The organism is Prevotella sp. CAG:592, assembly GCF_000436015.1.
GTDB classification, from domain to species: Bacteria; Bacteroidota; Bacteroidia; order Bacteroidales; family Bacteroidaceae; genus Prevotella; species Prevotella pectinovora.
Window position 1 is genome coordinate 1 of record NZ_FR892540.1, and the last position, 528, is coordinate 528.

A 528-nucleotide genomic window follows, 5' to 3' on the forward strand; every position below is an offset into this window, starting at 1 on the left:
GCTCTTCAGCATCACCATCGGCGGAACGCCATTCAAGTTCTCCAAGCCAGCCGCCTTTGAATACAAGGCTGGCTATATGATGAACTTCAGTATCAAGGTGGACAAGCAGGAAGTCAGCGGCCAGTATAAGCTGACGCTTGTGTCGGCGAGCATCAGCGAATGGGAAAGCGACCTCGTAAGCCACAACGCCACGGCAAAGGAATATATCGTGGTGAATTCCACTCCCGGCAAACTGAAAGACGCCATCGCAGCCATTGGCAAGGACTATGAAAAAGTGAAGAATCTGAAGATTACCGGCGAGATAAACTCCGAGGACTTCTACTTCATGCGCGACCACATGCCGAAACTCTCAGCCCTGAATCTGAAAGAAGTGCGCATCAAGGCTTCTTGCAAACCAGGTGAGGGCGAAGAAGGATATGACGACCAGATACCGGGTAGTGCTTTCTATTCGGGAGAAGGAGACGGAAACGAATCGCTCAACCGTATTATTTTGCCAGACCACTTGAGGGCTATCGGTGGCAATGCTTT

At 50.8% G+C, this 528-nt stretch carries 1 protein-coding gene; it reads left to right on the top strand.

What is annotated here, in order from left to right:
- On the top strand, positions 1-528 hold a 528-nt coding region (locus tag QVO99_RS03595; protein ID WP_288176934.1), incomplete at both ends, for a hypothetical protein.